6 protein-coding genes are annotated in these 8,768 nt (G+C 61.6%); 1 reads left to right on the top strand and 5 read right to left on the bottom strand.

From position 1 onward, the window contains the following. Positions 1–210: 210 nt before the first annotated feature. Positions 211–1,569: a glutamine synthetase family protein gene (locus DU29_RS0127565; RefSeq protein ID WP_028624595.1), complete on the bottom strand. Its 1,359-nt coding sequence runs from the start codon at positions 1,567–1,569 to the stop codon at positions 211–213. A gap of 161 nt (positions 1,570–1,730) precedes the next feature. On the opposite strand from DU29_RS0127565, the gene DU29_RS0127560 reads away from it, so the two are divergent. Continuing rightward, positions 1,731–2,627: a helix-turn-helix domain-containing protein gene (locus DU29_RS0127560; RefSeq protein WP_028624594.1), complete on the top strand. Its 897-nt coding sequence runs from the start codon at positions 1,731–1,733 to the stop codon at positions 2,625–2,627. A 40-nt stretch (positions 2,628–2,667) separates the two neighbouring features. Here DU29_RS0127560 and DU29_RS0127555 read toward each other — a convergent pair whose 3' ends face one another. The 4 genes from DU29_RS0127555 to DU29_RS0127540 form a co-directional block, all read right to left on the bottom strand. Further along, positions 2,668–3,696 (bottom strand): DUF2955 domain-containing protein, encoded by a 1,029-nt coding sequence (locus DU29_RS0127555; protein ID WP_028624593.1) that lies wholly within the window; start codon positions 3,694–3,696, stop codon positions 2,668–2,670. Next, positions 3,686–4,804 (bottom strand): HlyD family secretion protein, encoded by a 1,119-nt coding sequence (locus tag DU29_RS0127550; protein ID WP_028624592.1) that lies wholly within the window; start codon positions 4,802–4,804, stop codon positions 3,686–3,688. Before DU29_RS0127550 ends, DU29_RS0127555 begins: the two co-directional genes overlap by 11 nt. Continuing rightward, positions 4,797–6,338, bottom strand: coding sequence for an efflux transporter outer membrane subunit (locus tag DU29_RS0127545; protein WP_050483196.1), 1,542 nt, complete (start codon positions 6,336–6,338; stop codon positions 4,797–4,799). The genes DU29_RS0127550 and DU29_RS0127545 overlap by 8 nt, the downstream gene beginning before the upstream one ends. Before the next feature lie 93 nt (positions 6,339–6,431). Further along, positions 6,432–8,558, bottom strand: coding sequence for a TonB-dependent receptor family protein (locus DU29_RS0127540; RefSeq protein WP_028624590.1), 2,127 nt, complete (start codon positions 8,556–8,558; stop codon positions 6,432–6,434). Between the last annotated feature and the right edge of the window lie 210 nt (positions 8,559–8,768).

The following is an 8,768-nucleotide window of genomic DNA, read 5'->3' as shown; positions in this document are numbered from 1 at the left end:
GAATATGGCCAGGGCGAGCGGAGCCAGGGTTTTCAGTAGACGCATATCGACACCTCTTATAGTTGTAGGATTTCTGGGCCTTGCGGACCTCTGTAGGAGCCGGCTTGCTGGCGATGGCGCAGTGTCAGACATCATCAATGTGGATGACACGCCGCCATCGCCAGCAAGCCGGCTCCTACGAGGGTTGGTGGTCTTAGGTGAGACTGGTATTCAAACACTCATCATCAAAAACTCGCGTTCCCAAGAGCTGATCACGCGTTTGAAGTTTTCATGCTCTGCACGCTTCACCGCGACATACCCGCGAATAAACTTGTCGCCCAGGTAACGGCTGACGGTGTCACATTCTTCCATTTGCGTCAGCGCATCTTCGATGGTGATCGGCAGACGCAAATTGCGCCGCTCATAAGCCCGACCCTGTACCGCAGCACTCGGCTGCACTCGCTCGACCATGCCCAGATAGCCGCACAACAAACTCGCGGCAATCGCCAGGTAAGGGTTGGCATCGGCGCCGGGCAAGCGGTTCTCCACACGCATTGAATCCGGGGTGGATGTTGGCACTCGCAGGCCAACGGTGCGGTTCTCTTCGCCCCATTCGACGTTCACCGGTGCCGAGGTGTCCGGCAGGAAGCGGCGGAAGGAGTTGACGTTGGGCGCAAACATCGGCAGCACTTTCGGGATGTATTTCTGCAAACCGCCAATGTGCTGCAGGAACAGTTCGCTCATGCTGCCGTCGGCGTTGGCGAAAATCGGCTGGCCCGTCGCGATGTCGACCACACTCTGGTGAATGTGCATGGCGCTGCCCGGCTCGTCGCCAATCGGCTTGGCCATGAAGGTCGCCGCGACGTTGTGCTTGAGCGCAGCCTCGCGCAGGGTGCGTTTGAACACGGTTATCTGGTCCGCCAGGTCCAGCGCGTCGCCGTGGCGGAAGTTGATTTCCATCTGCGCCGGACCGTCTTCGTGGATCAGCGTGTCAAGGTCCAGGCCTTGCAGTTCGCACCAGTCGTAGACGTCTTCGAACAGCGGGTCGAATTCATTGGCGGCATCAATGGAAAAAGACTGCCGGCCACTTTCCGCACGACCGGAACGACCCAACGGCGCTTTCAACGGCAAGTCCGGGTCTTCGCAACGCTGGGTCAGGTAAAACTCCATTTCCGGCGCGACGATCGGCCGCCAGCCTTTGTCGGTGTACAGCTGCAGCACTTTTTTCAGCACGTTGCGCGGCGACAATTCGATCGGGTTGCCCAATTTGTCGAAGGTGTCGTGGATGACAATAGCCGTCGGTTCGATCGCCCATGGAATCACGTAGACCGCATCCGACACCGGTTTGCAGATCATGTCGATGTCGGCCGGGTCGAGCAGGTCGTAGTAGATGTCGTCGTCGACAAAGTCCCCGGTTACCGTTTGCAGAAGCACACTTTCCGGCAGGCGCATGCCTCGCTCATGCAGGAACTTGTTGGTGGGTGCAATCTTGCCGCGTGCAATGCCGGTCAGGTCGCTGACGACACACTCGACTTCGGTAATCTTGTGATCTTTCAGCCAAGTGGACAGCTGATCGAAAGGGACATTCATAAAGACCTCGTTATTGGTTTTATTAACGCCGGGGAGGGTGGTGTCATCCGCCACACACTTCCCCTGGGACGCGTTGACGACTATCTTGGGCGAGCCTTGAGGATCCATCTATCCACTTTCCGCAGCACAAAAACGCACCAAACGAGTGCGTAGGGTCACCCATGACAACGTTCAACCCGCTCCAGGTCCAGGCGTTCAACACCGCCGATGTCGCCGAACAAATCCGTGCTACACCCGGCTGGGTCCAGCAATATCAGCAGATGTCACCCGGGCATTTCGCCGGGCGCGTGCGTTATCTCGACCTGCAAGGGGTAGAGATTTACGAGGAACACATGAACACCCGCGTCGAGCAGAACTTCAGCGCGCCCGAGGGTTCCCTGGCGTTCTGTTTCGATCGCAGCGACAACGCCCTGTACGTGCTGAATGAAGAAAGCCGCAACATTTGGATCACGCCGGAGAACTATCAGGAAATCGCTGTGGTGTTCGGCCCGCAGTTCGTTCAGCGCCACGGTTTGAATGTCGCCCGCCTGGAAGGGCTGTTCATGGCGCCGCTGAATTCGGGGCAGAACGCGCTGTTCAGTCGCTGGCTCAGTGGCACGCTGACGCGTCTGACGCAAACGTTCGATCCACCGAGCAGGGAAGCGCTGACCCAGCAATTGCTCGAAGACTGTCTGTACATTCTCGACAACGCCTGCGTGTGCCTTGATCGCGGTGGTTTGCAACGTCGAAGTGAAGAGCGCGCGGTAATGAAACGCATCGGTGAATGGGCCGCGGATTCACCGGAAGAAACCCTCAACCTGGTCGAACTGGCACACGTCGCCGGCGTTTCGCTGCGCCAATTGCAACATGCGTTCAAGGCGTACACCGGGATGACGCCTACTCACTGGCTGCGCCTGCGTCGCCTCAACAGTGCGCACCGCGAACTGCTGAAAAGCTCGCCCATGGAAACCACGGTGGCCGAAGTGGCGATGCAGTGGTCGTTCTGGCACCTTGGCCGATTTTCCAGCAGCTACCGCGCGCTGTTCAACGAACTGCCGAGTGAGACGCTGAAGCGTTAACGGTAACGCCGATCACAAGCTGCCCGCAGGGCAAGGATTATCAGATCACGCCCTGAGCGGCCGACGGTTTACGCAAATCCAGCAGATGCATCATCAGGCAGGCATACAGCGTCACGCCGATGAACAATCCCATGCGCACCACAAACGCCGTGTAGACGTCTTTGCCCGCCAGGCTATCCTGAACCGATTGACCGAGCAGGATGATCAGGGTGATGAACGTATTGAGCCAGAAACCCGGGCTAAATTGCGTGGCGCTCAATCCATAGAGTTTGCGAGCGAGCCACAAACCGAACAGCAGCATCCACAGGAAAAACATCCAGAGATGCACGAACAGGCTAAGCGCGCACCAGAACAGCACGGCCAGCGCGCCACCCAGCAGCGTCGAACCCACCAGTTCGCGGGCGGCATGCCGCGTATTCGTGGTGGAGCTCTGCTGGCCCAGGCTGACAGCTTTGAGGACGATCGGCAGATAGCTCGCCGGATCGATCAGTACCAACAGGAACGTCGGTAAAACAATCAGGGTTGCACGCAGGGCCACCCGACCGACCTCTGCTGCGGGCAGCAGAGGTGCGACGGGCGACGGTGGCGCGTTGGCCGGTTCCGGAAACAGCCAGTGACTCACCGCAACGGCTAAAACCGCAAGCAGCAGCCCCTTGACCAACGCGCCGATCACCATCGCCGCCAGACCGGAATCGGCGACGCCGGCCGACGAAATCATGGTCAGGCCGATTACCAGAAATGTCACGATCAGGTTATTGCCGCCCCGCAGCCCAAACCGAAACGCCAGAAACAAACACGCAGCGACCAACAGCACACCCGTCAGCGGGTAGTACTTGAGAACCGGAACCAGCAGCAGCCCGACACCGGTGGTGAGCATTGCCGCCAACGCCAATATCAACGCGGCTTTCAGTGGCAACGGCCGATTCAGCGTCGCCAGCAACAGCACGACCAGCACGGGCGACACAAAGGGAAGCGGCAAATCCAGACCGAAGCTGGTGGCCAGGCACAACGCGGTGCCGCTGGCCAGGCGCAACGCGCGCTGAGCCCGGGGCGTGCGTTCAGTACGCATACGACAGCCAGCTCATCAGCCACAGAAAAAACCGCCCGAGCGGGTTGAGCAGATTGCCTTCGCTGGGGAACGCCATGACTTCAGCCTGACCGCCCGCACGGATCGCGCCACTGTCACGCAGTGTGCTGCGCGAGGCCTCGGAGAACTCGATAACCACCGGAAAACGCTGCGCCGGCCGCAGCCAGTCGCGGCTGTTTTGCACAGTCGGCAATGTCCCGGGTGCCGGGGTCTGACCGACGCTGACGCCATAGCCGACACTGCGCACGCGGCCTTCGAACACTTCCCCCGGCAGCGCATCAAGAACAATCGCCACCGGCGTGTCGAGCCGCACTCGCGCGAGATTGTTCTCGGTCATGTCGGCGCTGATCCACACGTCATGAATGGCGATCAGGGTCATCACCGGGCTGCCCGCCGCCGCGAATTGTCCGGCATCGGTGCGCAAGTCGGTGATCAGGCCTGCCGAGCGCGCGCGAATCTGCGTGTTGGCCTGATCCAGTTCGGCCTTCGACAACGCCGTCGCGGCACTGCGCAGCAAGGCGTTGTCTTCCGCGCTGCCGCCTTCCTGTTCACGGGCGCGCTGCACCTCGGCGCGAGCCGCCGCGACCTGGCTGACAGCTTGCTCACGGTTGGCGCGCGACACCTCGAGCAGGCGCACGGAAATCGTTCCCGGGTCGTCGCGGTAAAGGCCTTCAAGGCGCTGATTGTCCTGACGCGCTTTCAGTTCGTTGGCCTGTGCCGCACGCAGGTTGGCCTGGGCCGAGGCAATGCCGGCGGTGCTGGCGCCGATCTGGCGACGCGTCGATTCAAGGTCGGCGCGGGCGCGGTCGACGGCAATCTGATAAGGCAGCGGATCGACTTCGAACAGCACGTCACCGGCATTGATGGTCTGGTTGTTGCGCACGTTGACGCGGATGACCCGACCGGCGACTTCCGACGCCACCGGGATGACAAAAGCGCCGACGCGGGCGTGTTGCGTATATGGCGTAATCCGATCGGCCAACAAGTACCACGCGAGGCTTAGGACGATCAGCAGCAACACCCATTTGAGGCCTTTTTTCGCCGGATCGGTGGGTGGCGTCGGGACGTCAGGCTGCGCAACTTCACTCATGGTCATTCACCTTGTTCGGTTGGACGGAGGTGGGCTCATCGAGAAAGTCGCCCCAGTCCGTTCGTTGCTGCATCTGCTGGCGCGTGGCTGGGTCGATTTTGCCTTGCGCGGTGTACCAGCCGCCGCCCAGCGCTTTGTACAGGGCAATCAGATTGCTCACGGCATTGCTGCGGCTGACCAGGTAATTGTCTTGTTGCTCGAGCAGGGCGCGCTGTGCGTCGAGCACGCGCTGAAAATCCGAATACCCTTCGCGGTACTGTGCGCTGGCCAGCACCAGAGAGCGCTTGGCGGCGACTTCGGCCTCGCGCAGGATTCGCTCGCGCTCCAGGGATTTGATCAGGCCACTGGCGGCATCATCGGCTTCGCGCGCGGCCTGCCTGACCTTGTCGCGGTAGGCTTCGATCAGTTGCTGCAAGCGCGCGTCCTGCACGCGCACGTTGTTGCTGATCTGGCCATAGTCGAACAGGTTCCAGCGCAGGCTGGGGCCGCCGAGCAGGTCCAGACTTCTGGAGGTGCCATCGAGCGTATCGGCCGACCAGACGATGCTGCCCAGCAAGGTCAACGAAGGATAGAAGTCGGTTACCGCCACACCGATCAACGCAGATTGCGCGGCGACATTCAGCTCGGCGGCGCGCACATCCGGACGCCGCTGCAACAGGTCTGCCGGCACATCCTGCAGCACCGCGCGGTCCACCAGCGGAATCAGCCCTTGATGCTCGGTCAGCGGCGGCAAACCTCCGGGCGGCTGGCCGATCAATATGCCCAGGGCATTGCGCGTACGCAGCAACTGATCTTCAAAGTCGGGGAGGGTGCTCAAGGTGCCCAGGTATTGGGTGCGGGCCTGTTGCAGATCGAGTTCGGCACTCTGGCCGCTGTTGAAGAGTTTCTCGGTGATCTCGAAGTTGCGCTTTTGCTGTTTGGCGTTTTCTCTCGCCACCTGCAGACGCGCCTCGGTGGTGCGCAATGCAAAATAGGTGTCGGCGACCTGGGCGCGCAGGAGCACTAGCACGTCCTCGTAATTGGCCTGTGCGGCAAAATAGCTGGCGTCCGAAGATTCAATGGCGCGGCTGAAGCGGCCCCAGAAATCTAGCTCCCAGCCGACATCGAAGCCGGCACTGTATTGCCAGAAATGCGTGTCCTGCGGATTGATCCCGCCCGATTGCCGACGGTTGAAGTAGAGGCTGTCGGCACTGGCTTGCTGCAACTGCGGAAAGCGTCCGGCTTGCGCGATGCCGAGGCGGGCGCGGGCTTCCATTACGCGCAAACCGGCAATTTTCAGGTCGGCGTTGTACGCGTCGGCGTCGGCAATCAGACGGTCGAGCTGCGGGTCGGCGAATACTTGCCACCATTGGCGCAGATCAGGCGTCTGGCTGCGGTGCGTCGACTGCTCCAGGGCCGCGCTGTTCCAGCCTTCCAGCCAGGCCGGTCGGGGCGATTCAAAGTCGGGGCCCAGCCGTACGCAGCCACTCAAGCCGAGCACGCCAAGCAGTAAAAGTCGGGCAGGGTGCAGTGACAGGGTGGCGCCTGAGAGCATTGCGTATGAGTCCGGTCAAAGAAGCTAACCGGAGCATAGACGGCCGCCGGCAAGTTGCTCGGCGGGGTTGCTCGCAGGGTGGGTTTCGCGGGGCTAGCGCAGGCTCCACGACACCCCCAGATAAACTCCCAAACCTTCACCGGGGGTCGACCGTGCGGCGTCTACACCTTTGTCGTCATAGCCAGGCGTGACGGTGGCGGCGTAGTGCTTGTTGGTCAGGTTGCGCAGGTCCAGCCAGGTCTGCCAGTCGCCTTTGGGCGCGTTGTAACCCACGGTTGCGCCGAACAGCGCATACGGATCAGCCTCATAGCTGTTGGCGTAATCCACTTCAACTTTCGACACCAACTGGGTGTTGAGCGCGGCGAAGAAACCTTGCGTCCAGTCGTAACGCAGCTCGCCCTGGTAGTAGTGCATCGGCAGTCCCGGCAGGCGGTTGTCGCCGAATCGATCGTCATTGCGGTAATGGAAATCGCTGAAAGTGTAGCTCTGACGCAGGCTCAAACGGCCGCCTTCGGCGCTCGACCATAGGTCGCTCTGCAGACTGGCTTCCACGCCCTGATGCACGGTGGGGCTGGCGTTGAGTTCGTAAGGCGTGACGGCGTTGGCGTCCGGCAGCACCGAAAGCAATTCGTGGCGCACTTGTGAGAAGTACCAGGCGAGGCTCCATTGCCCCAACGTGCTGTCGCCGCGCCCGCCGATTTCCAGAGTGGTCGCCGTCTGGTTTTGCAGGTTGACCGGATCGCGCTGGGTGCCGGTCGCCGCGCCGCTGCCTGCCGGAAAACGCTGATTGGCGCTGTAGATCAGCGACCAGGGATGCGCCGCTTCGACCGAGCGGCTGAGATTGCCGAACACCTGCACATCAGGCGTCAGCTGGTAGCGCAGCCCCAGGCGTGGGGCGTAGTCCCAGTCGCCGAGGCTGGTTTTACCGCCGCCATCGGGGTAAGTCACCGCGCTTTCGCGGCGAGTATAAATGGCGGCGAGGCCGGTGGTCAGCCACAGGTCGTCACCGATCTCCAGGTCATTGCCTACATGCAGAACAGTGTCCGAACCTTGATAGGTGAAATTGCGCATGTGCGTGCCCGGTGCGTAGCCGCCGGTGTTGCCGGTCGGGATGCGCACCCGTTCGCTGGCGCCGGCATTGGGCAAATGCTTGGTCACGCGCAGCCCCATCGTGCTGCGGCTTTCCCGGCCCCAGAGCGTATCGCGGCGCTTGTAATCGAAGGTGCCGCTGATGTCGGTGTACGCCACTTTGAGACGGTTCGGGCCCTCGCGTAAATCCATCGGATAGTCGTGATAGACCAGGCCGGTCTGGATGCTCGAATCATCATCGATGTAGTAGGTAGTTTTGTTGCCGATGAAGGTGCTGCCCGGCTGCTTGCGGCTGTCGTCGCGCGCCACGTAGGCGGGGTTGGCCGCACGTGGCGTGTGCTCCAGGGAATGTTTGGTCACCCGCCCGGCAAGCTCGTTGTCCGTCTGGCGATAACGAAAGTAGAACCGTGTTTCCAGATTCGGGTTGAAGCGGTAGCCGACGTTGGCGATCAGGCCCTGGCTGTCGCTGTCGGTCTGATCCTGGTAGCCATCGGCACTCGCGTCTGTCGAAGACAGGTAATAATCGAAGGCGCCCAGTACCTGCCCGGAGCTGATTTGACGCTGCTGATAACCATGGCTGCCCATCGCGTAGCGCACCTGCAACAGCGGGGCGTCGTAGCCGGTGTGGCTGACGTAATCGATGGCGCCGCCGAGGGCGAGGGCGCCTCGGTCAAAACCGTTGGCGCCGCGCAGCACTTCCACGTGGTCGAGCCACAACGGTTCCAGCAGTTCGTAAGGTGTGCCGCCGGGGCCGGTCAGCGGTAAACCGTCGAGCATCGTGTACAGCCCGGACGCATGCGCACCGGGCGCGCGGTTGATGCCGGAGCCGCGAATCGAAATTTTCACCCCTTCGTTACCGGCCGACTGGGCATACACGCCCGGTTGATAGGCGAGTACGTCTTGATTGCTGGCGACGCGGCCCTGCAGCCGGCGGCGCATGTCGATCACGTTGGTGCCGCCGGGCACTTCGGCCAGCCGTGCTTTGGCGTCCTCGATCGTCTGGTCTTGGCCGCTCAGATTTTCGGCTTGAATAAGCACCTGCCCGAGTTCCAGCCCCTGAGTCTCAGCCATGGCCGGACAGGTAAGGGCCAGGCCCAGCAGCGCAGCGGGCAAGGATTTGGGCGAGGGCATTGAGCGAAACTCCAGACGTGCAGGAACGGGCAGTGAAGAACTGCGACGCAGGGAGTCACGACGGAAACACATGGGGATTTTGTTTTTTTGCGCGGGGGAGGTGATAGCACGGGCTGTGGCGAGGGGACTTGTCCCCGTTGGGTCGCGCAGCGGCCCCCTTTTGGTTGCTCATCGACCGCAGGGGCCAGCTGCGCAGGCCAACGGGGACAA

The organism is Pseudomonas sp. Ant30-3, assembly GCF_000690905.1.
GTDB lineage: Bacteria > Pseudomonadota > Gammaproteobacteria > Pseudomonadales > Pseudomonadaceae > Aquipseudomonas.
Note: the sequence above shows the minus strand (reverse complement) of the source record. Positions and strands in the feature narration are given on the sequence as shown.